The sequence below is a fragment of the Nocardia exalbida NBRC 100660 genome (assembly GCF_000308575.1).
GTDB classification, from domain to species: Bacteria; Actinomycetota; Actinomycetes; order Mycobacteriales; family Mycobacteriaceae; genus Nocardia; species Nocardia exalbida.
The window spans coordinates 90,448-112,542 of record NZ_BAFZ01000068.1; the positions used below are offsets into that span (position 1 = coordinate 90,448).

17 protein-coding genes are annotated in these 22,095 nt (G+C 69.7%); 10 read left to right on the plus strand and 7 right to left on the minus strand.

Going from position 1 to position 22,095, the window contains the following annotated elements; all coding sequences use genetic code 11:
* The first annotated feature begins 152 nt into the window (after window positions 1–152).
* Together ON29_RS16480 and ON29_RS16485 are read left to right on the plus strand one after the other, a co-directional pair.
* A complete protein-coding gene (locus ON29_RS16480; RefSeq protein ID WP_039798445.1) occupies window positions 153–1,037 on the plus strand; it encodes a PAC2 family protein in 885 nt (294 codons plus the stop codon).
* 101 nt (window positions 1,038–1,138) lie between these two features.
* Window positions 1,139–3,727, plus strand: a complete 2,589-nt coding sequence (locus ON29_RS16485) for an AMP-binding protein (protein WP_063825337.1) — start codon at window positions 1,139–1,141, stop codon at window positions 3,725–3,727.
* Here ON29_RS16485 and ON29_RS34845 read toward each other — a convergent pair.
* Window positions 3,629–3,934 carry a hypothetical protein gene (locus ON29_RS34845; protein WP_083863606.1) on the minus strand — a complete coding sequence of 102 codons (306 nt, stop codon included), beginning with the start codon at window positions 3,932–3,934 and terminating at the stop codon, window positions 3,629–3,631. The genes ON29_RS16485 and ON29_RS34845 overlap by 99 nt on opposite strands.
* A gap of 331 nt (window positions 3,935–4,265) precedes the next feature.
* Between ON29_RS34845 and ON29_RS16495 the strand changes: the two genes are divergently transcribed.
* The 4 genes from ON29_RS16495 (at window position 4,266) to ON29_RS16510 (ending at window position 12,840) form a co-directional block, all read left to right on the plus strand.
* Window positions 4,266–5,405 carry an NsdA family TPR-like regulatory protein gene (locus tag ON29_RS16495; RefSeq protein ID WP_040867224.1) on the plus strand — a complete coding sequence of 380 codons (1,140 nt, stop codon included), beginning with the start codon at window positions 4,266–4,268 and terminating at the stop codon, window positions 5,403–5,405.
* Window positions 5,406–5,512: 107 nt separating this feature from the next.
* Window positions 5,513–7,225, plus strand: coding sequence for a TIGR02677 family protein (locus tag ON29_RS16500; protein WP_245548984.1), 1,713 nt, complete (start codon window positions 5,513–5,515; stop codon window positions 7,223–7,225).
* On the plus strand, window positions 7,225–8,646 hold the full coding sequence (locus ON29_RS16505; protein ID WP_040867226.1) for a TIGR02678 family protein: 1,422 nt from the start codon (window positions 7,225–7,227) through the stop codon (window positions 8,644–8,646). Before ON29_RS16500 ends, ON29_RS16505 begins: the two co-directional genes overlap by 1 nt.
* Window positions 8,647–8,649: 3 nt before the next feature.
* The gene (locus tag ON29_RS16510; RefSeq protein ID WP_040867228.1) at window positions 8,650–12,840 is read left to right on the plus strand and encodes a TIGR02680 family protein; all 4,191 of its coding nucleotides are present in this window, start codon (window positions 8,650–8,652) and stop codon (window positions 12,838–12,840) included.
* 27 nt (window positions 12,841–12,867) lie between these two features.
* Here the strand turns inward: ON29_RS16510 and ON29_RS16515 are convergent, their stop codons facing one another.
* Window positions 12,868–13,182 carry an ArsR/SmtB family transcription factor gene (locus ON29_RS16515; protein WP_040867230.1) on the minus strand — a complete coding sequence of 105 codons (315 nt, stop codon included), beginning with the start codon at window positions 13,180–13,182 and terminating at the stop codon, window positions 12,868–12,870.
* An 84-nt stretch (window positions 13,183–13,266) separates the two neighbouring features.
* On the opposite strand from ON29_RS16515, the gene ON29_RS16520 reads away from it, so the two are divergent.
* Window positions 13,267–14,037 (plus strand): SDR family NAD(P)-dependent oxidoreductase, encoded by a 771-nt coding sequence (locus ON29_RS16520; protein ID WP_040867232.1) that lies wholly within the window; start codon window positions 13,267–13,269, stop codon window positions 14,035–14,037.
* Between the two features lie 87 nt (window positions 14,038–14,124).
* On the opposite strand, the gene ON29_RS16525 is transcribed toward ON29_RS16520, so the two are convergent.
* The 3 genes from ON29_RS16525 to ON29_RS16535 form a co-directional block, all read right to left on the minus strand.
* Window positions 14,125–14,625: a M15 family metallopeptidase gene (locus ON29_RS16525; protein ID WP_040867235.1), complete on the minus strand. Its 501-nt coding sequence runs from the start codon at window positions 14,623–14,625 to the stop codon at window positions 14,125–14,127.
* Between the two features lie 792 nt (window positions 14,626–15,417).
* On the minus strand, window positions 15,418–15,882 hold the full coding sequence (locus ON29_RS16530; protein ID WP_051175285.1) for a hypothetical protein: 465 nt from the start codon (window positions 15,880–15,882) through the stop codon (window positions 15,418–15,420).
* A 137-nt stretch (window positions 15,883–16,019) separates the two neighbouring features.
* Window positions 16,020–17,696 carry a fumarate hydratase gene (locus ON29_RS16535; RefSeq protein WP_051175303.1) on the minus strand — a complete coding sequence of 559 codons (1,677 nt, stop codon included), beginning with the start codon at window positions 17,694–17,696 and terminating at the stop codon, window positions 16,020–16,022.
* A 275-nt stretch (window positions 17,697–17,971) separates the two neighbouring features.
* Between ON29_RS16535 and ON29_RS16540 the strand changes: the two genes are divergently transcribed.
* Window positions 17,972–18,442: a MarR family winged helix-turn-helix transcriptional regulator gene (locus ON29_RS16540; RefSeq protein ID WP_040867239.1), complete on the plus strand. Its 471-nt coding sequence runs from the start codon at window positions 17,972–17,974 to the stop codon at window positions 18,440–18,442.
* Window positions 18,443–18,446: 4 nt separating this feature from the next.
* Here the strand turns inward: ON29_RS16540 and mftD are convergent, their stop codons facing one another.
* Window positions 18,447–19,679, minus strand: coding sequence for a pre-mycofactocin synthase MftD (mftD, locus tag ON29_RS16545; RefSeq protein WP_040867346.1), 1,233 nt, complete (start codon window positions 19,677–19,679; stop codon window positions 18,447–18,449).
* Entirely contained in the window at window positions 19,676–20,377 is a 702-nt protein-coding gene (gene mftE / locus ON29_RS16550; protein WP_040867241.1) for a mycofactocin biosynthesis peptidyl-dipeptidase MftE, read from the minus strand. The genes mftD and mftE overlap by 4 nt, the downstream gene beginning before the upstream one ends.
* Before the next feature lie 65 nt (window positions 20,378–20,442).
* Here mftE and mftR point away from each other — a divergent pair, with 65 nt between their 5' ends.
* Together mftR and ON29_RS16560 are read left to right on the plus strand one after the other, a co-directional pair.
* Window positions 20,443–21,039 carry a mycofactocin system transcriptional regulator MftR gene (mftR, locus tag ON29_RS16555; protein WP_040867243.1) on the plus strand — a complete coding sequence of 199 codons (597 nt, stop codon included), beginning with the start codon at window positions 20,443–20,445 and terminating at the stop codon, window positions 21,037–21,039.
* Window positions 21,040–21,178: 139 nt separating this feature from the next.
* Window positions 21,179–22,084 (plus strand): STAS domain-containing protein, encoded by a 906-nt coding sequence (locus ON29_RS16560; protein WP_039798458.1) that lies wholly within the window; start codon window positions 21,179–21,181, stop codon window positions 22,082–22,084.
* Window positions 22,085–22,095 lie beyond the last annotated feature (11 nt).

The window sequence follows — 22,095 nt, forward strand, 5'->3', positions numbered from 1 at the left end:
GGGCAGGGGGGACGTTCCAGGCCACCGCGTCGAGGCTCGGTGGCCTGGACCACACGCCCGGCGCGACGCCGCCGCATCCGCTCGCGGAAACACGCCACCCGGTCCGGCCGTCATACGACACGCCATATCGCCGCACGCCGTAGGCTGACCGAGTGAACGCCAGTGAAACTCCCGATCCGGAACTGCCGACGTTGCGGGATCCGGTACTGGTCGCCGCCTTCGAGGGGTGGAACGACGCCGGTGACGCGGCCAGCGGCGCCGTCGAGCATCTGGAACTGATCTGGGACGCCGAACCGTTGGCCGAACTCGACTCCGAGGACTACTACGACTATCAGGTCAACCGGCCGACCGTGCGTCAAGTGGACGGGGTGACCAGGGAAATCCAGTGGCCGTCGACGATGCTGTCGGTCTGCTCGCCACCCGGAAGCGACCGCGACGTGGTGCTGCTGCGCGGCATCGAACCGAACATGCGCTGGCGCAGCTTCTGCGGCGACCTGCTGGAGTTCATCGAGCAGCTCGGGGTGCAGACGGTGGTCATTCTCGGCGCGCTGCTGGCGGACACTCCGCATACCAGACCGGTGCCGGTGACCGGCTCGGCCTACAGCAAGGAGGCGGCCGAGCGGTTCAACCTGGAACAGACCCGCTACGAGGGCCCCACCGGGATCACCGGCGTGCTGCAGGACCAGTGCGTGAAGGCGGGCGTCCCGGCGGTGTCGTTCTGGGCCGCCGTCCCGCACTACGTCTCCCAGCCGCCCAATCCGAAGGCGACCATCGCGCTGCTGCACCGGGTGGAGGACGTGCTCGACATCGAAGTGCCGCTGGGTGAGCTGCCCAAGCAGGCGGAGGACTGGGAGACCGCGGTCAACGAGATGACCGTGGGCGACGAGGAGATCAGCGAGTACGTGCGCTCGCTGGAGGAGCGCGGGGACGCGGCGGTCGACGTGAACGAGGCGATGGCCAAGATCGACGGCGACGCCATCGCGGCGGAATTCGAGAAGTACCTGCGCAGACGAGGTCCGGGCAGCTTCGGTCTCTGATCGGCGGCGCGGCGGCGCGTTCGGACGGGCAACCGTTCACCGGAAGTTCGCCAGGGGACCACCTTCGGGCCGGGGACCGGCCGCCTCCTACACTTTCGCCGGTGACCGTCCATCCGATCGTCGAGCGTCTGCGCACCTTCGACGAGCGGATCGCCGTCCGGTGCCCCGACCGTGCGGACACCGACGGCGCCAAGCCCGAATCCGCGCGGCAGGTCACCTACGCTCGGCTTGCGGCGCTGGTCGAGGGTTACGCGGCCGAGCTGGGCCCGGCCCGCCGCCTCGTCGCGCTCGCCGCGCGCAATGACCTCGCCTCGCTCGTCGCGTATCTCGGAGCGCTCAGCGCCGGCTGCGTCGTGTTGCTCACCGAGCAGATCACTGCGGAGTTGCGGGACGCCTACGATCCGGACGTCCTCATCGAGGGAGGCCGCGCCCGCGTGGTGCGGGAGCGCTCGGCGCATCGTCTGCATCCGGATCTCGCGCTGCTGCTGAGCACCTCGGGGTCCACCGGGTCGCCCAAGCTCGTCCGGCTCTCGGCGGGGAACCTGCGCGCCAACGCCGCGGCCATCGCCGAGTACCTGGCCATCGGCCCGGAGGACTGCGCGGCCACCACCCTGCCTATGTTCTACTGCTACGGCCTGTCGGTGGTGCACAGTCATCTGTTGCGCGGGGCGAGCCTCCTGCTCACCGACCGGTCGGTACTGGATACGGAATTCTGGCGCGCGTTCCGGGAGTGCCGCGCAACGTCTTTCGCCGCGGTTCCCTACACCATCGATCTGCTCGACCGCATCGGTTTCGCTCGCATGACCCTGCCCCACCTGCGCTACGTCACCCAGGCGGGCGGCAGGCTGGCGCCGCGGCGAGTGCGCGAATACGCCGAACTCGGCCGGGCGAACGGCTGGGACTTCGTCGTCATGTACGGGCAGACCGAGGCCACCGCCCGGATGGCGTACCTGCCCTCGCATCTGGCGAGCGCGCATCCCGACTGCATCGGGATACCGATCCCCGGCGGCGAATTCACCCTCGAGCCGATCGAGGAAGCCGACGAGGGGGACGAACCGCGCGAACTGGTCTATCACGGCGCCAATGTGATGATGGGCTACGCGAAGTCGGCGGCAGACCTCGCACTCGGCCCCACGCTCGACGCACTGCGCACCGGCGACCTGGCCCGGCGCACACCGGAGGGCTTGTATCAGGTGGTCGGCAGGCGCAGCCGCTTCGCCAAGATCTTCGGATTGCGCATCGATCTGGAGCGGCTCGAATCCGGGCTGGCGGCGGCGGGTTTCACGGCATGTTGCGCCGACGACGACACGCACTTGGTCGTCGCGGTGGAGACCCCTCGGTCCGATCCGACCGGAACCGCCGCGCGCCTGTCCGGCCTGCCCGCCGCCGCCATCCGGATCCGCCCGGTCGAGCGAATACCACGGCTACCGAATGGCAAACCCGACTATCCCGCGATCCGGCGGCTGGCCGGATCCGTGCCGCAGGTGCGTGACATCCGTACCCTCTACGCCACCACCCTGGGCATCGACCCCGTGCGGATCCACGCGGACAGCACGTTCGTCGATCTCGGCGGGAATTCGCTGACCTACGTGACCACCGCGGCACGACTGGAGCGAACTCTCGGCGGCCTGCCCACCGACTGGCCGAACACCTCAGTGGCGGACTTGGAGCGGATACCGGAGGGTCGCAGCCGGTTCGGACGGGCGCTCGACACCGGAACGCTGCTGCGCGCGATCGGCATCGTGCTGATCGTAAGCGCGCACGCCGGAGTGTTCGTGCGGTGGGGCGCGGCGCACGTGCTGCTCGGTGTGGCCGGATTCAACTTCGCACGGTTCGCCGTGACCGCCGCGCGCCCGGCCGCGCGCTTGCGGCACACACTGCGCGCCGTGGGCTCCATCGCGGTGCCCACGGCGCTCTGGGTCGCGCTGACGCTGCCCTTCGTCGACTACTACGGGTGGCAGAATGTCCTGTTGCTGAACAAGATTCTCGGCCCGCACGACAGCGCCACCGCCGGGCACCTGTGGTTTCTCGAGGTGCTCGTGTACTTCATGCTGGCCGCCGCGCTGCTGATCCGGATCCCCGTGGTGGACCGATGGCAACGCGCCGAGCCGTTCTGGTTCGCGATGGCGCTGGTCGCGATATGTCTCGTGTTCCGATACCAGGCGTTCGGTCTGTATTCGCCGAAGGACATCCCGTTCTCCCCGCTGGCGGTGTGGCTCTTCGCGCTCGGCTGGGCGGCGGCGAAGGCGACGTCGATGTGGCAGCGGATGACGGTGAGTGCCGTCGTACTGATCGCGGTGCCCGGATATTTCGGCGTCCCCGAGCGGGAGCGACTGATCATGGCGGGCTTGCTCGCACTGGTGTGGTTGTCCGCGGTCCGGGTTCCCGCCGTCGTCGCCGTCTGCGCGGCGGTGCTGGCCGACGGATCGCTGTTCGTCTATCTACTGCACTGGCAGGTGTACCCGCTGTTCGAACAGCACCGGCTCGCGGGGCTGCTCGCTTCCCTGGCAGCGGGTGTGGTAGCGAGCGGTACGGTTACCTGGCTGCGACGCTGGGGATCGTTGCGGTATCGGGCAATTCGGTCGCGGCGATCAGCTCTCCACGGTCCATACCCGCGCCGCAGCCTCCTGGGCCAGTTTGGCGATCAGGATGTCGCGCGGAATCGTCTGACCGGCAAAGTGATCGAGTGAGGGAACCACCACATGATGCGCGTCCGCGCGCTTGAGTTCCGCCGTGAGTTCGGCGAATGCCGTCCCGTCGCCGCCGGTCGATTCATGGAACGTTGCGGCGAAGCACAGCCCTTCCTCGCGGGCGAGGCTGCTCATCGCCGCCTCGAGCTCCTTGCAATGGCCATCGGCCAGATCGTCACGCAAGTATCCATAGATCAACGCTTCCACCCGAACCTCCGTTGGATTGGGATCGCTGTTCTCTTATGTGGATCCACCCGTTTTACGGGGTATTTGCGCTTCGTGCAAGAGCAGATGTACTTGCACTTGCTCTTACAGGAGGGGCTGGCTAACTTCTGGCGCCATGACCAGCATGCACAATGCGGCGGCGCGAATGTAGCTGTCAACACACGGACATCTGCCTGCCCTCTTGGGGCCACCAAACGTTAACTGGTGCGATACTACAGACGTGGCCGCTACCGACGATCGACCCGTCTGGGCTGTCCGAATGCGCTCCGAGCGTGACGCGAGGGGGTGGTCGCAAGCCGACGCTGTTCGCGTAATGCGTGGAAAGTCTTCGCACAACCTGCCGACCGACAGTACTCTCCTACGTAATTGGCGCCGTTGGGAATCGGGCGAATCACGCCCCGACGACTTCTACGCGCCCATCATCGCCGCCACCTTCGACACGGTGCCCGCGGCGTTCTTCCCCAAGACCAGACCGAACCGGGACGACGAATTGCTCTCGGCGACGGGCATGGACACGCTCGAGTTCATCGGACGACTGCGCATGTCCGATGTGTCCTCGGTGACGCTGGAGGCCATCCGCATCACCGCCGAACGCCTGTGCTGCGAATACTCCTACGCCGACCCGCACGATCTGCACGCCGAGGGCACGGCGTGGCTGCGCAGGATCACCTCGTTGCTGGACGGTCGCCTGACCCTGGCCCAGCACCGCGAAATCCTCGTTCTCGCCGGATGGGTCGCGCTGCTGGTCGGCTGCGTGGACTACGACCTCGGCCGGCGCACCGCCGCCGAGGCGACCCGCCGCGCCGCCCGATCGCTGGCGCAGGAGGCGGAGAACGTCGAGATCGCCGCGTGGACGACGGAAATGACCGCGTGGTTCGCGCTCACCCAGGGTAACTACCGCGGCGTCATCGAGGCCGTTCAGCCGACGCTGGAAGTAAGCCAGCACCTGCGCGTCGGTGTCCAGCTCGCCGCCCAGCGCGCCAAAGCCTGGGCCAGGCTCGGCAATACGCGCGAGGTGGAGACCGCGCTGGAGGAGGGCCGAGCTATCTTGGAGCGACTCGAACATCCGGCGAATCTGGACAACCACTTCGTGATCGATGCGAACAAGTTCGACTTCTACGCGATGGACTGCTGCCGCGTCGCGGGCGAGGATCGGCTCGCCGAAAGCTACGCGCGCGAAGTGATTCGCAACGCGACCCGGCCCGACGGCACGGTGCGCAATCCGATGCGGGTCTCCGAGGCCCACCTGACGCTGGCCGTGGTCGCGGTGCGCGACCGCGACCTGGAGCTGGCGGTGGCCGAGGGCATGCGCGCGTTCGCGGGCAGCAGGCGCTCCCTGCCCTCGCTGATGTGGATCGCGGGCGAAGTCGCGCGCGAGATCATCGAGCGTTTCCCCGGCGACCCGCGCACGCGCGCCTATCTGGACCAGATGCGTTCGATGTCCGTCGAATGAGCCGGCCCGCTCCGCGACCGCGGCGAACGGTGCCGAACCGGACGCGGCCACGCCGGACACCGGAACGTCGTGCGGGCGGCGATCAGCCCGCTACTACCCTGTTCCCGGTGACCGACTCCGCTGACAGCTGTGCCGACACCCGCTGGGACGACCGGCTGCGGCTGTTCTCCTTCGCCACCGCCGAACGGCGCGCCGACTACCTGCGGGTGCTGCGCGCGTTCGACAGTGCGCGCGCGGCGTACGTGGTGCTGCTGCATGCCGACGACGTCGCGGAGTGGATCGGACGCAATGGAAATTCGCTGCGCACGCCCGATCTGGTGGCTACGAACCAACCGGTCGCGATGGCCGGTGGTGAGGAGCACGCCGGGGAATCGCGAAGGTCCGCGAGCCCGCACGAAGGCGGCCGACGGGAACCGGAGACCGACGCGCCGGACCGATCCCCGGAGACCAGCGGCCCGGCGGCGGGCCCACGCCTGACGGCCGCCGAGATCGGTCCGCTGCTCGACCAGCTGCACCAGTGGGGCGTGCTGGAGCGCAGTTACGACGGAACCCGCGCCGCGACGCTGGCCGAATATCGCAACCGGCACTACGTATACCAGTTCTCCCAGGCCGGATTCCAGGCATACCGGGCGGTCGCCGGTGTGCTCAGCGCACGCCTCGACGATGCCTCGTTGTCGCGCTTGGTCCTGCCGGAATTGCTGGCCGATCTGCACACCCTGGCCGAGGCCAACCGGGCGGGCGACGCCGAACGCGTCTACCGCACGCTGCGCCGCCTCGACACCGCGCTGTCCGACCTGGCCGCCCGCGCGGCGCACTTCTATCTGGGGCTCGGCGACCTGGTGCGCACCACCGAGATCACCCCCGAATCGTTTCTCGCACACAAGGACGCGCTGCTGGCGCACATGCGTGAGTTCAGCCTCGACCTGGCCCGGTTCACCCCGCGACTGGCGGCCGCCATCGCCGAGATCGAGGAGACCGGCGTCGAGGACCTGATCGACCGCGCGGCCCGTTGCGACGAACGAGTGCTGCTGGGCATCGAGGAACGCCGATCGGATTGGCAGGCCAGGTGGGACGGACTGCGGACCTGGTTCGTCGCGTCCGGCGGCGGAGAGCCTGCGGGCACCACGGAGGCCGAGCGGCTGCGCGAGGCCACCATGAGCGCCATCGCCGCGGTGCTGTCGTTGCTGCGCCGGGTCACCGAGACGCGGCGCGGCGGGGTCAGCCGGGAGTCGGCGCTACGGCATCTGGCGGGCTGGTTCACCGCGGCGCCGAGCGCGGACAGCGCCCACGCCCTGTTCGACGCGGTGTTCGGGCTGGGCAAGCCGCGGCATCTGGCGATGGAACACCCGGACGCCGACGTGATCCCGGCGATCCGGTCCTGGTGGGACGCACCGCCGTTGGAGATCTCACGCACGCTCGCCGAGACCGGGCGCCCGCCCTCGGCGGGTGCGCCGGCCCGCATCCACCGCAACGACGCCGGTATCCGGCGTCTGCGCGAGGCACAGTTGGACGCGCAGCGGGCCCGCGCCGAGGCCGCCCGGTCACTGGCTTCCGGCGACCTGCACGAACGGGTGCTGGACGAACGGGAAACCGAAGTGCTGCTGCGGTTGCTGGACGCCGCGTCGACCGCGTGGGTTCCGGTGCGCGGCCGGGTGGCGGGCACCACCGGTTCCGACAGCGGCGTCACCCTGACGGTGTCCGAGCACGACGGCCCGACCGTCGTGCGCACCACCCGCGGGCTGCTGCGGTTGAACAACCGCGCGCTGAAGATCGAGCAGACGACCGGAGCACGGTCGCGCCCGCGCGGGGAGCGCCGCTGATGCACGGACGCGCCATCGACGCACTCGCGCTGGACAATTATCAACGCGCGGCCCGGGTCATCCTGGCCAACCACCTGGTGACCCGCACCTATCCGGACCGGATCGCGCTGCCGCTGATCCGGCGCTGGGCCACCGAGCTGCGCGAGGACCTGGCCGAATTGTTCGGCTATCGGCTCGAAGTCACCGAGACGACGGCACGCGTCTTCCCGGTACTGGACCGCCTCGACGCGGGCAGGCCCGCGCGCACGCCCGCCGAGCGCGTCTTCGACCGCCGCCGCTACGCCTACCTGGCGCTCGCGCTCGCCGCACTGGGGCGGGCCGGGGACCAGATCACGTTGTCGGAGCTGGCCGATCAGGTCGCGACCTACGCGAGCCGGGTGGACGGCCTGGAGCTGGCCACCGACCGGGCCGCCGACCGCGACGCGTTCGTCGACGCGGTGGGCTGGCTGACCGCACGCGGCGCGCTCGCCTTGGCCGACGGTGACGCGGGTGGGTGGGCCAGCGATCCGGATGCCGGTGAGGCGCTCTACGACATCGACCGGCCGGTGGTCTTCGCGCTGTTCCGGCCGCCGCGGGCATTGCAGCATCTGCACAGCGTGTGTGGGCTGCTCGGCGAGGAGGCTACGGGCACCACCGTTTCCGCCCCCGGGACGGCCGGAGCCGAGATCGCGCGCCGGGTGCGCAGGGCGCTGGTCGAACAGCCGGTGGTGTACGCCGAGGACCTCGCGCCCGAAGAGCGCCCCGCCCTCGCCCAGGAGCGGCTGGTCGCGGAGGTCGAGCTGTTCACCGGGCTGCGCGCCGAACGCCGTGCCGAGGGCGTCGCGCTGATCGACACCTCTGGGCGGCTGTCGGACGTCCGTTTCCCGGGGACCGGTACGCTCGCGCAGGTCGCTTTACTGCTGGCGGGTGAGATCGCCGACCGGGTATTGGATATCGATCAACCGTTGCCGCGACGCCACACCGCCGCGGAGCCGGATGCGGCCCTGGCCGACCAGCTCGATGAAGCGATCCCCGAATCCACGGTGTTCGCACCGCTGGCCGAGGCGCGTGCACCGGCGGCACCTGCCGACGATCTCGATCCGCCGGATGACATCCAGGGACAGGAGGATCGGCTCACGCCCGGCTATCCGCTGATCGAGCGGACCTGGTTGCGCGAGACGGTGCAGGCACTGGCCGACCGGTACGGCACGACCTTCGCCGCGCAGTGGCAGGCCGACGTCGCGCGCCTCACCACCGAGGTGGTGGCCCTGCTGGAACGACTACGGCTGGTCCGGACGACCGAGGAGGGACTGCTCGTGCTGCCTGCCCTGGCCCGCTACCGTGGCGCGGTCGTGACGGTCCGCACCAAGCGGGCCGCGGAACTGTTCGTCACCGCGGCCGACACCTACGGGCCCGGCGGTACCGGCACGGAAGGGAACTGAGGGATGTCGCTCATTCACGGCGGAGTGCGGTTCACCCCGACCCGCGCCGGGATCGTCAACCTGTGGGACTACCGCGACCAGGAGTTCTGTTTCGCGGACGGCAGATTGGTGCTGCGCGGGCCGAACGGGTCGGGCAAGACCAAAGCGCTGGAGGTGCTGTTCCCGTTCGTGCTGGACGGGCGGATCGAGCCGCGCAGGCTCAATCCGTTCGCCGGCGAGGAACGCACGATGAAGTCGAATCTGCTCTACCGCAAGCAGGACTCGGCCTATTCCTATGTCTGGATGGAGTTCGCGCGCGGTCGCTGGGAGGACCCCGAGGCGGTCACCGTCGGCATCGGCATGCGCGCCACCCGTTCCTCGGACAAGGTGACCCGCTGGTATTTCGTCGCCGACGGACGGGTCGGCGTCGATTTCTCCCTGATCGGCCCGGACGACCGGCCGTTCACCCGTAAACAACTCGCCGAGCAGATCGGCACCGACTCGATCGTCGACCGGCCGGTGGACTATCGCAACGCCATCGACGCGCGCATGTTCGGTCTCGGCACGCAGCGCTACGACCAGCTGATCAATCTGATCCTCACGCTCCGCCGCCCGCAGCTGGCCAAGAACCTGGACCCGCGCGGGCTGTCGCAGGCGCTCACCGACGGCCTGCGCCCGCTCGACGAGCAGCTGATCCTGGACGCCGCCCGGTCGTTCAGCGATATGGAGGAGGTCGGGCGCACCCTGGAGGGTTTGGTGCACGCCGACACCGCGACGCGGGCCTTCGTCGAGGTGTACCGCAAATATCTTGCGGTGCAAGCGAAGACCGACGTCGACCAGGTCCGCGTGCGGCTGGACGCGGTGACCCATGCCAGTACGGCGCTGTTCGCCGCCACGGCCCTGCGTGAGCGCAGGGACACCGAGCGCGCCGCCGCCGAGGCCCGCGCCGAGGATGCCGACCGCGCCTACGAGCAGGCCCTCGCCGATCGGGAAAACCTCCAGCGCTCCAGCGCCTACGAGGGCAAACAGCAGCTCGACGACCTGGCCGACGCGGTGCGGCGCCTGGAGACCTCGGCGGGTGTGCACGCCGACAAGGCGCTCAAGGCCCGCCAGACCCTGGACCAGCGGACCGTGGAGGCCGAGCGCGCGCGAACCGCGGTGCGCACCGCCGCGGCCGCGCTCGCCCGCGGCGAGGACGACCTGCGCGGCGCGGCGCAGGAGGCGGGGATCGCGTGGGCGCCGCTGCCGGAATCGATCCGGGCCGAGCAGCTCACCGCGGCGGTGCGTGGGCACGCCGAGGAACGCGACGCCGACGTGCGTGCGGTCCGCAAGGCGGTGGGGGCGATGGAGACCGCCGCCGCCGAACGTACCAGGGCCGAGCGGCTGTGCGAGCGCGCGAACGAGCTGCGTGACGCGGCCGCGGCGGAGGTCGCGCACGCCGAAGCGAAGGTCGCGTTGACCCGCTCCGAGGCCGCGGCCGCGTTGCGCGCCTGGTGGGACGAGCACAACGAGGTCTACACCCCGGTGCGCGCCGGTCTTTTCGAGGCGCTGAACTCGGCGCTGGCCGAGGCCGGTTCGGATGCGCCGACCATCGGCGAGGTGCTGACCGAGCGCACCGAGCCGCTGCTCGAGGAGATTCGCGGCCGCCGCCAGGACGCACGCGCCCGCGTGGCCGCGGCGGCGGCGCGGGGCAGTGAGCTGAGCGCCGAACACGAACGAGTGACGGCCCGGCGAGACGACGCGCCACCGGCATTCGCGGGCCGCCGCGGCCGGACCGGCGACCGGCCCGGGGCTCCGCTGTGGCGGCTGGTGCGCTTCGCGGACGGCGTGACGCCCGAGTCCGCGGCGGGCATCGAGGCCGCACTGCACGCCGCGAATCTGCTGGACGCCTGGGTCTGCCCGGAGGGCGAGCTGCCGCCGGACTACGACTGCGATCAGTTCCTGGTACCGCTGCCCGCGCCGGAGCGCCCGAACGGTCGCACACTCGCCGACGTGCTGGTCATAGAGGACGATTCCGACATCATGACGGTGCCGCGGCAGGTCGTCGCCGACGTGCTCGCCTCCATCGCCCTGCACGAGGGCGCGGGCGAGCCGGAAGGGCCGGTGACGATCGGAGCGGACGGAGCGTTCCGGCAAGGCGTGCAGGTCGGCAGGCACCGCAAGACCGACGCCGAATTCATCGGCGCCACCGCGCGGGCCAGGCGCCGCGAGCTCCGCTCGGCCGAGTTGGCCGCGGCCGTGGCGGCCGCGGACGAGGACCGGCGCGCCGCCGAACAGCAGGAGGCCGCCGCCACCACCGAACTCGCGCGAATCTCCGCCGCCGCCAAGGCGCTTCCGCGCCCGGCCACGGTGACCACGGCCTTGCGCGCGGTATCCGAGGCCGCGGGCGTGCTGCGATCGCGGGCGGAGGCCGTCGCCCACGCCGAGCGCGATCTCGACCGAGCGGTCGCGGAACTGTCCGCCGCGGACAAGAAGCTGCGCGCCGCCGCCACCACCCACCGCACACCGCGCACGGCCCAGGAGATCGACGCCCTCGCCGCCGCCATCCGGCACTTCGAGAACACCGGCACGGGACTGCTGCGGCTGCGCGGCGACCACGAGCGAGAGCGGGAGCGCGAACGCGAAGCCGCCGACCGCTTGACCGAGGCCGCCGACCTGGCCGAGGCGTTCACCGAAGAGGCCGAGGCCGCGCGCACCGGCTACCAGGAACAACTGCGCAAGCTGGAGACCCTGCGCGATGCCCTCGGCGCGGGCGCGGCCGATATCGACCGCGAACTGGAACAGGCCCGGCAGCGGATCGAGGCGACCAGGTCCGAGCAGAAAGCCGCCCGCAAGGCCGCCAACCAGGCCATCGAGGCGGTCGGCGACGCCGAGGCCGCCTACCGGACCGCGCATGAGTCTCTCGCCACCGCGCTCACCGAGGTGCTGGCGGAGGTTCGGGCTCTCGCGCCCTACGCTCAACCGGATCTGCTGAGGTTGCTGGGCGCGGCGCCCGAGGGCCGCTGGCCCAGCAGCGACGCGGCGTGGTCGACGCCCGAGCAACTGCTGTACCGGATCTCGACGGCGGGACCGGAGGCGGCACCGCGCGTCCTGCCCGACGAAGTCCACGCGCTGTTCGACAGCCTCACCGCGGCGACCGCGGCGGTGCGCGCGGGCGAGGCGACGCGCAAGTCCACGCGCACGGCGGTGACCGCGGCGTTGCAGGAATTCGACGCCGCGCTGGCCGGTTCGGGCCGCGATTACCGGCTGCAGTGGGACGCCGCCGACGGCCTCACCGTCGTCCAGGTGCACGACGAGAACGGGGTCTCCGCGCTGGCCGACTTCGCCACCCGCATCGACGCCGCGCGCCGTGACCAGGAACTTCTGCTGACCGACGCCGAGCGTCGCATCCTGGAGGATGCGCTGCTGACCGGCCTGGCCCAGCAGATCCACGAACGCACGAGCGACGCACGCGATCTCATCGCCAGAATGGGCGCGGAGATGAAGCAGCGACGGATGTCCTCGGGCAACACCATCGGCGTGCACTGGGTGCTCGCCGACAGCCTGTCCGACGCGGCGCGGGCGATGTGCAAGCTGCTGGACCGGGATGCCTCGGCGCTGACGGCGGAGGACCTGGCGGCTATCCGGGCGCACTTCGCCGCCGAGATCCGGGCCGCGCGGGCCGCGCACCCGGAACGCTCCTACCCCGAGATCCTGGCCGCGACGCTGGATTACCGCACCTGGCGGGTGTTCTCGTTCACGTTGATCTCCGCCGACGGCAGCGAGGACAAACTCACCGTGGCCCGGCACAGCGCGCTCTCTGGCGGGGAGCAGTCGGTGTCGTTGCACCTGCCGCTGTTCGCCGCGGCGCACGTCATGCTCGATTCGGCCGACCCGCAGGCCCCGCGCCTGCTGGCGCTGGACGAGGCGTTCGCGGGCGTCGACGACAACGGCCGCAGTGAATTGCTCGGGTTGAGCGTGCAATTCGACCTCGATCTCTTCATGACCGGCTACGACCTGTGGATCACCTATCCGCACGTCCCGGCGTGCGCGCACTACGACTTGGCGCACGCGGCGGCCGAGAACACCGTCAGCGCGACATTGCTGGTGTGGGACAGTGGCGATTTGCTCGCCGAACACGACGGAACCGACCTCACCGCCGCGCTCGGCTCGCCCGATCGCCGCCGGGTACCCACCACGATCGAAGGCGGCCTGGAACTCACACCGGTGACTTAGCCGTCCGGAATCACCGACCGGCGGCGATCAGGCCGTTGTTTCGCGGCGGGCGGCGTCGAGCAAGGTGTCCAGCAGGCCGGGAAAGCGGGCGTCCAGGTCAGCGCGACGCAGGGACAACAGCAGTTCCCGGCCGGAGGGCCGCTGCCAGATCACTCCGGCATCGCGCAGCACCCGCCAGTGGTGGGTCAGGTTCGACTTGGCGACCTCCGGCAGCACCGAGCCGCAGGTGTGCTCGCCGCCGTCGGCCAGTATCCGCACCACCCGCAGCCGCAGCGGGTTGCCCAGGGCGGTGAGCACATTCGTCAGCTGGATCTGGGCTCGCTCGGGATGTGCCGCGATCACGCGAACCAGGTTAGCGCGACAGTTGACATACAGTCGAACTGTACGTAAGTATTCGTACAATTAGATGATCTCTGGGAGGTTCTCATGGGCGCCGGCATCGATCGCTTCGACGGCAAGATCGCCTTGATCACCGGTGGATCCAGCGGCATGGGCCTGGCCACCGCACGACGCCTGCTCACCGAAGGCGCGCACGTGGTCATCACCGGCCGCGACAAGGGCCGCCTCGACGCCGCGGCCGCGCAGCTCGGTGGCGCCGACCGCGTTCTCGCGGTGGCCGGTGACGCGGCCGACCTCGGCGATCTCGACACGCTCGTCTCGGCCGTGGCGCAACGGCACGGACGGCTGGACGTCGTCTTCGCGAACGCGGGCATCGCGGCGTTCCAGCCGACCGAGACCATCACCGAAGCCGAGTTCGGCCGCGTGGTGGACACCAACTTCAAAGGGGTGTTCTTCACCATCCAGAAGACCCTCCCCCTGATGGCGGAGCACGGGGCGATCGTCGTCAACGCCTCCTGGGCGCTGCATCGCGGGGTACCGGGCGCGTCCCTCTACTCGGCGACCAAGGCGGCCGTGCACAATTTGGCACGCAGCCTCGCCGCCGAATTGGCACCCCGAGGCATCCGGGTGAACTCCGTCAGTCCCGGCTACATCGCGACACCGTCGTTCCGCGCGAACGTCTCCGCCGAGGCGCAGGCCGCGATCAGTGCCACGGTGGCGGCGGGGCGCGTCGGCACCGCCGAGAACGTGGCCGACGCCGTTGCCTTCCTCGCGTCCGGCGAGGCGTCGTACATCAACGGGCAGGACCTGCTCGTCGACGGCGGCCTGATCACCGCCGTTCCCGACCCGATGGTCTAGCGCGCTCGGCCGGGAGGTGTCGGCGCGCCCTCGCATAGGGCGTCATCGGCGGGCAGCCCGGCACGGTGGCCGACGTGAACCCGCCGGTTACCGCACGCTGGCGTCGGGCAGCATGGGCGGGCACGGCGCGCCGGGTACCGTCTGCAACTCGAAGTGCCAATACTCGTTCTCGAATGTCCGGCACAGCCCCCATCGGTAACCGTTCACCTCGAGCCACCGCGCGCCCTGCTGCGGACCGACATCGATCGCCTGGCCGGAGACGTGGGTGGACTCCTCCGGCGGCAGCACCCACCGGCGCGCGTCGTCCGGGCCGTAGGTCGCCAGACCGTCCTCCCACAGCGCCTGCTGCTCGGCGGGCGTCCGGTATCCGGACGTGATGGACAGGGGCACACCCTGCGCGTGCGCCTCGCGTTCGGCGAGGGTGTACGCGAGCGCCAACGGGGGATCGAGCCCATCGGTCCCGGCCGCCGACCCGACCGACCCCCGCTGCTCGATGACGGCGGCGGCGTCGGCCTGCGCGGGCCCCGCCTGCGCACCGGTCGCGGTCGCGACCAGCGCGGGTAGCGCCACCGATAGACCGACCAGCATCCGACTCCGACCAGCGATCCCAAGCACCATGCGCCGATGCTATCGCCTGCGGTCACCTATGCCGGGTTTGCCCCGATCGCCGAGACGGTCGTGCGGCATGGACGAGGACCGTATCGAGCGCCGCGACCCGAAGGTGGGTCAGCCGCATCTCCCGGCAGGCAAGGACGTCTCTTCGCGGCGGTCAGCGTACGTCTGCGAGTACGCGGCCCGACGCGACGCGCGCGCACTCCCCCGCGAGCCCGCTCCACAGGACACGGCCGCCGTGTGGACAACTCTCAGCGAATTCCACAGAAAACTCCACACCTTGGGATAATAGTGATCTGGTATGTCCGTTATGCGCCCAATTCTCCTCAGTGGGCAAACATTTCGCCCGGCTTGGAAGACGCACTGTCCACAATCCATTCCAGTGCTGTGGATCACATCCGCTCCAGCGGAGCTACCACACCCGAAATGCCGGAATCCGTGGGAGTTTCGAGTGATTTGCGCTGTCTCGCGGTCGGGGGGTCGTCGAGTTCCGGCCGCTGAAAGGAGTTTTCGCGAAGCGATGTGTCCCTTTCGGCACATATGTCGCGCCTCCCCCGGCGCCGAACTCGCCCACGCGGCAACGCACTCCGCGCGATCGCGGGCAGCCCGCGCGCGGCGAACACCACTGCGTTGCAAGCACAGTGCGGGCGGCTGTCGACTCCTGTCGTCAGCCGCCCGCGAATCGGTGGGTTATCTATCCAGATGTCGGGAATTTCACATTCCATCCCCACTATGTGGAGACCGAGTGCCTCGGACAATCCGGCCGAATCACGCGTACGGCGGACTGTTCAGCGCGCTCGAACGCCACGGCGGCGCGCCCATCCGCGCGCGTCCTCGGCGAATCGATTCCGCCGCTTGCCTGTTGCGCGCGATCCGTTCCAGGATCTCGCCGTCGTGCGCCCGGGCGTACGCGAGCGCGAGCCTGATCTTGCCCGTGTTCAGGTTCGACTTCGCGCTGAGCACGGCGATCCGCCGTTCCGCGGGGCCGCCCAATTCGCGCAGGCGCGCAACCACTTCCCAGATCTCCGGGCCCGCGGCCAGCGCGGCGCGGCGATCGTCGAGCGGACCACGGAAGACGATCCCGGGGTGTTCGAGTTGGTCGACGCCCTCCCGGATCAGCCGGTCGAGCAGTGCGGTACAGCTGGTTCCCTCTCGGGCAGCGCGATCGGCCAACCGGAGGGCGGCCGACTCGGTGATACACAACGCCGTCGGTACTGGTCTGGACGTGCTCATAGCTCTCCTCGACCTGGATCGGTGCCGGAATCAACGGTGTACTTCGCTAAGCGTGCCCGCTGCGGCGATGCCGAGAACCCGGTGATCGGCAGGACATCGGCGTGTCCGCGGCCTGCCGCATCCGGTCGAGGGAGACCTCAGACGCGCTCTTTCGAGCGAGTACGCACGCGCAGCGCGATCGGCTTCTGCGTCTCGGCGAAGAAGTCGTTGCCCTTGTCGTCGACGACGATGAACGCCGGGAAGTCTTCGACCTCGATCTTCCAGACGGCTTCCATACCCAGTTCGGGGTACTCGAGCACCTCGACCGACTTGATGCAGTCCAGTGCCAGCCGGGCGGCCGGTCCGCCGATCGAACCGAGGTAGAAGCCGCCGTGCTCCTTGCACGCCTTGGTGACCTGCGCGGACCGGTTGCCCTTGGCCAGCATGACGAACGAGCCGCCCGCGGCCTGGAACTGGTCGACGTAGGAGTCCATCCGGCCCGCGGTGGTCGGGCCGAAGGAACCGGACGCGTAGCCCTCCGGCGTCTTGGCCGGGCCCGCGTAGTAAACGGCCATGTCGCGCAGATAGTCCGGCATCCGCTCGCCCGCGTCGAGCCGCTCCTTGATCTTGGCGTGCGCGATGTCGCGGGCGACGACCAGCGGACCACTCAGCGAAAGCCGGGTTTTGACCGGGTATTTGGACAATTCGGCGCGAATCTCGTCCATCGGCCGGTTCAGGTCGATGCGCACCACGTCGCCGCCCAGGATGGCATCGGTCTGTTCGGGCAGGTACTGCGCGGGCTCGCGCTCGAGCTGTTCCAGGAACACGCCCTCGGCGGTGATCTTGGCCAGCGCCTGCCGGTCCGCCGAGCAGGACACCGCGATGGCGACCGGGCAGCTGGCGCCGTGCCGGGGCAGGCGAACGACGCGCACGTCGTGGCAGAAGTACTTGCCGCCGAACTGCGCGCCGATCCCGAAGGACTGGGTCAGCTCGAAGACCTCCTCCTCCAGTTCTAGATCGCGGAAGGCGTGCGCGGACAGCGACCCCTCGGTGGGCAGGCTGTCCAGGTAGTGCGCGGAGGCGTATTTCGCCGTCTTCAAGGCGAACTCGGCGCTGGTGCCGCCGATCACGACCGCGAGGTGGTACGGCGGGCAGGCCGCGGTGCCCAGCGAGCGGATCTTCTCGTCCAGGAACTCCAGCATCCGCGTGGGGTTCAGGATGGCCTTGGTCTCCTGGTACAGGAACGACTTGTTCGCCGACCCGCCGCCCTTGGCCATGAACAGGAACTTGTAGGAGGGGTTCGCCGGATCGCCTGCGGTGGAGTACAGCTCGACCTGCGCGGGCAGGTTGGAACCGGTGTTCTTCTCGTCCCACATGGTGATCGGCGCCAGCTGCGAGTAACGCAGGTTCAGCTTGGTGTAGGCGTCGAACACGCCCCTGCTGATCCATTCCGCGTCGTCGGCGCCGGTCAGCACGCCCTCGGACTTCTTGCCCATCACGATCGCGGTGCCGGTGTCCTGGCACATGGGCAGGATGCCGCCGGCGGAGATGTTGACGTTCTTGAGCAGATCGAGCGCGACGAAGCGGTCGTTGCCGCTCGACTCGGGGTCGTCGATGATCTTGCGCAACTGACCCAGATGCGCCGGGCGCAGGAAGTGACTGATGTCGTGCATCGCGGTCTCGGTGAGCAGCCGCAGCGCCTCCGGTTCCACCTGCAGGAAGGTGCGCCCGTTGTGCTCGAACGTGCTGACGCCTTCGGTGGTGAGCAGCCGGTAGGGGGTGTCGTCCGCGCCGATGGGCAGCAGGTCTGAATAACGGAAGTCCGGCGCGGTCACCAGTCGCACTCCTTTGCATGGGCCCGGATGCCATGAACGGCCGGGCTGGTCACGAGCACAGCGAGCCTAGCCACCACCGCGCACCCCACTGCTGGTTAGGCAACCCTATCTCGGACAGTTGCCCGTAAAGGTTGCACGTTCAACCCCGGTGATGCTACCTCTCGTCTGGTGAGAAAGCGCCCGGGCGCCCGAGTCCGGACGCGCGCAGACCGTTCGCGCGCCGCATGTCGCGACGCGCCGCGATCTCGGGACACAGCAGAGTTTGGAGCGCTATCGTGACCGATCCCCATTGGCTCGATGACGTCGAGATGCGCGCCTGGTTGGGTTTCGTGCGCACCCGCGACCTCATCGCCGCGGCGGTCGGGCGGGATTCCACCAAGGAGTCCGACCTCACCTACGTCGAGTACTCGGTACTGGCCTATCTGGCCGAGTCGCCGGACCATCGGCTCACCTTCGCCGACCTCGCGGCCGCACTCGAATGGTCGCAGAGCAGGCTCTCCCACCAGATCACCCGGATGGAGAAGCGGGAGCTGGTCGTGCGTGAGCCGATCCCCGACGACGCCCGCCGCACCGCCGCCAAGCTCACTCCGCGCGGCGCCGAAGTGCTGACCGGCGCGGCGCCCGCGCACGTGCAGAGCGTGCGCAGGCACATGATCGACATCCTCGACCGCCAGCAGCTGACCGCCTTGGCCGATATCTACGACACCTTGCTCGCGCATCACCGCCGATCGGCGGCAGAGAGCTGACCGCTCAGGCGGATGTGCCCGCCGTCTCCGCGTGATCGGCCGGAGCGCTTGCCGAGGCGGTGGTTTCGGGCAGCCCGAGCGCGCGCTCGAAACCGGCGGGCACCACCACGTCCGAGCGATCCAGCTCGGTGACGCGCGTCTTGCGCAGACCCAGCAGCGCCGAATCGATGCCGCCGCGCAGGATGTCCAGCACGTTCTCCACACCCGCCTGCCCGTTGGCGGCCAGCCCCCACAGGTAGGCGCGCCCGATCAGCACCGCCCGCGCACCCAGCGCCACGGCCTTCACCACGTCGCTGCCCCGCCGGATGCCGCCGTCGAGCAGTACCTCGACCTGCGAGCCCACCGCGTCCGCCAGCACCGGCAGCGCGCGGATCGCGGCCGGGGTGCCGTCGAGATTGTTGCCGCCGTGGTTGGACACCGAGATCGCCGCCACACCCGCGTCGACCGCGCGCAGCGCGTCGTCGACCCGCATGACGCCCTTGAGCAGCACCGGGCCCTCCCACTGCTCGCAGATCCACCGCACATCGGACCAATCCGGCGCGGGTGTGCCCATCCACTCACCGTAGGCGCCGAAGAAGCCCGGCGCCGCGGCGCCGCCGATGGCCATGTTCGGCGCGGTCAGGTCCGGAATGCTGCCCGACCGCGCGTAGGTCGCCAGCCAGCGGGGACGCGCCAGGGTCTGCGGCGCGAATTTCAGCATCGTGCGCAGGTCCAGCTTCTCCGGGATGACCGGGCTGCCCCAGTCCCGCCCGTGCGAGAACGACCAGTCCAGCGTCAGGATCAACCCGACCGCCCCGGCCCGCTTCGCCCGGTCCATCCGCTGCAGGATCTCGTCCTTGCCGCCGCACCAGTACAACTGGAAGAACGTGGCCGGATTGGCCGCGATCACCTCTTCGATCGGCTTGCTGGCGAACGAGCTCAAGCCCATCGCGATGCCGCGCGCCGCGGCCGCCCTGGCGACGGCGACCTCACCGTCGGGGTGCACCGCCTGCACGCCCGTCGGCGAGATCAGCACCGGCATCGAAATCTGCTGCCCCAGCACCGTCGTCGACTGGTCGCGCTCGCCGATCGGCCCGGCCACGTGCGGCGCGAAACCCAGTTCGGCGAACGCCCGCTGATTGTCCTCGATGGTCTGGCCGCGCTCGGAGCCGGCGATCAACGCGCCGTACACCGATTTCGGCAGGCGCTTCTTCGCCCGCCGCTGCGCTTCGGCGACGGTCTCGAACCACGGATTCATGTTCCGGTCCTTTCCGGGGAGTTCTCCGGCCACCAGAGCCGGGTTCGGTCGAGCAGATCGGTGCTCAGGTGCTCGAGCAGGGCCGCGCCCTCGGCGGCGGTCGCACCCGCCGGGTCGCCGAGCACACCGTTGGCGCTCACCGCGCGCACTCCGCCTGCGCGCAGCAGCGGCAGCAGTTCGGTCAGCGGACGGGTGTCCCCCGCCACCGCGCGGTCACCGCGCACGCGCTCGGGCGCCAGGGCCAGTTGCAGCGCCGTCTCCGACCGGCCCGCGTGCGGGTCGCCGTCGAAGCGCGGCAGGTATACGCGCACGTCGCGGGACTCGGCGCGCAGCAGATCCTTCGCCCGGCGCAGCGGTTCGATGTTGCCGCCGTGCCAATTGACCAGCAGGATCCGGTCGAAGGTGTCGGTCGCCGAGCGGCACAGCTCGACGACCAGCAGTTCCAGCGCCGCCTGCCCGATCGACAGCGTGCCGGGAAAACCCGCGTGCTCACCGCTGGCGCCGTACGGGATCGCCGGTCCGACGAGCACATCGGTCCGCGCCGCGGCCAGCCGCGCGCACAGCGCGGCGGCGACGTCGGTGTCGGTGGACAGCGGCAGATGCGGGCCGTGCTGCTCGGTCGCGCCGACCGCGACGGCCAGGATCGCACCCGCCGAGGCGCGCGCGCCCGCCTCGGGCCACGTGAGATCCGCCAACATGCCGCGAGATTATCGTCAGTCACTGACATAATCAAGGGGCCGGGGCGGCCGAGCACAATCAGACGATGCTGGAGAACCGGGCCGCGCGCGGCCGCCCACGCGGCACCACCAAACGCGAACTCGAAGTGATCGCCATGCGGCTGTTCACCGAACAGGGCTTCGACGAGACCACCGTCGAACAGATCGCCGCCGCCGCGGGCATCAGCGGACGCACCTTCTTCCGCTACTTCCCCACCAAGGCGGAGGTGCTCTGGTGGCAGTTCGACGACGAGGTCGCCGCGCTGCGCGCCGCCTTCGCGACGGTGCCGGACGACGTTCCGATGATGACCGCCGTGCGCCGAGTCGTGGTGAGCGCCAACCAATACCGCGCCGAGGACGTCCCCGAACTGCGCACCCGCATGCATCTGGCGGCCACCGTCCCCGCACTGTCGGCCACCGCCGGAGCGCACTACGACACCTGGGAGCGCACCGTCAGCGCCTTCGCCGCTCGGCGACTGGGCGAACCGGAGGACGGGCTCATCCCGCTCGCCGTCGGACGCACCACCCTCGCGGCGGCGCGCGCCGCCTTCGACGCTTGGCTCGCCCGCGCGGACGCCGACCTCACGGTGTATTTGGACGAGGCGCTCGCGGCGCTGGAACGCGGGTTCGCTACGGTGCCGTAAGGTCCGCCGCGCTCGAACCTCAGGCGAACAACCGGCAGGTTTCGCGGGTGACTCGGGTGGGGTATGACTAGGCTCGGAATCGGCTAGCGCCGAACGCACGAACTTCCCGACTCAACCGTCGAAAGGGGCAGGAGTTTCCATGTCCGAGGTGTCCATGAGCCTTTCGGCGGATTCCCTGACCGCGGGACCGATCGATCAATTGCTGCCGCAGCTCGTCGAGCACCTGCGACAGAACCGCACCGCGCTGCGTGAGGAGTGGGCGCGCCGCATCGCCGACGCCCAGCTGCTCACCGCCATGACCCCGGAGGAGATCTTCTCCGAGGCGACATCGATCTACGACGGCTACGTCGACGTGCTCGAGACCGGTAGTGTGGAAGCCCTGCAGGCCTACGCGCGCGACCTGTCCGAACGCATCATCCCGAGAGGCGTCGAGACCGACGAGGTCATCGGCATCGTGCTGCTGCTGCGCGACGTGCTCGCACGCAGCCTGTTCGAGAAGTACCAGTCGGACTTCGAACTGCTGAACAAGGTGCTCGACGCCTACGAACCGGCCGCCAACCGCATCGCCAACACCGTGACCGTGTCCTTCGTACAGGAGCGCGAGCGCGTCATCCGTCAGCAGCAGGAAGCCATCCGCGAGCTGTCCACGCCGGTGCTGCAGGTGCGTGAGCAGCTGCTGATCCTTCCCATCATCGGCGTGCTGGACAGCCAGCGGGCCCGCCAGCTCACCGAGCAGCTGCTGCGCGCCATCCGCGCCAACCGGGCGAAAGTGGTCGTCATCGATATCACCGGTGTGCCCCAGATCGACTCCACCGTGGCCAACCACTTGGTGCAGACCGTCGACGCGTCCGGCCTGATGGGCGCGAACGTGATCATCACCGGTTTGTCCTCGGAGATCGCGCTCACCCTGGTCACCATCGGTCTGGACCTGTCGAAGATGAACGCGGTCGGCGACCTGCAGGGAGGCATCGAAGAAGCGGAACGGCTGCTGGGCTACGAGGTTTCCCGCGTCACCGAACGGGTTACCGAACGCGACGGCCGCTGATCAGGCGCCCC